Here is a 585-nt window from a genome sequence, read left to right on the forward strand (position 1 = left end):
CTCATTAAGAAATTCATGCGTTGATTGCTTTTAGAATTACTAGGGTTTTTTATATGAGTATCTTTAGGTTTAAGATAAAAAACCGAACTAAGTTCTCCTTGTTCTAATATAAGTTTATTATAACTTGCATCAGCATGATCGGTTTTTGCTGTGATTAAGAAAGGAAGCACTCTAACTGTTTTTATACTATGATCGGCTCATGCCTTGCTTTAAAAGAAAGAACTTTATCTTCTTTCATATTAGGGGTAAGTAAATAATGTTTAAAATTTAAATCGTTTGTATTTGAAATATTTGATTTAGGATTGTTATAAATTAGAGTAAGATTATTAATATCTTGTTTAGAACTCTTAGCATAATAATTTATACCTTGGAGTTTTTTATAAGTAGAATTGCTTTTATCATAAAGTTCGTTATTACTAAAATAATGTTCTGGAATATTGAAATTTAGATTATCTGTAGTGTTTTCTTAAGTGGTTGTAAAAGCATTGACACTTAAGAAAGTGACAATAGAAAGTCTAAACCAAAATTCTCTATACCCCCCCCCCGTGAAGTTAAAAAGCTTAATAGCTGGCATAGATGTCCTTG

The 585-nt window shown here is 28.5% G+C and carries 1 pseudogene; it reads right to left on the bottom strand.

The annotated features are described in order from the left end of the window. Nucleotides 1-574, bottom strand: a pseudogene (locus ELQ05_RS08465) (hypothetical protein); the annotation flags it as partial. Between the last annotated feature and the right edge of the window lie 11 nt (nucleotides 575-585).

The sequence above is a fragment of the Campylobacter sp. US53 genome (assembly GCF_004378995.1).
In the GTDB taxonomy this organism is placed as follows: domain Bacteria; phylum Campylobacterota; class Campylobacteria; order Campylobacterales; family Campylobacteraceae; genus Campylobacter_D; species Campylobacter_D jejuni.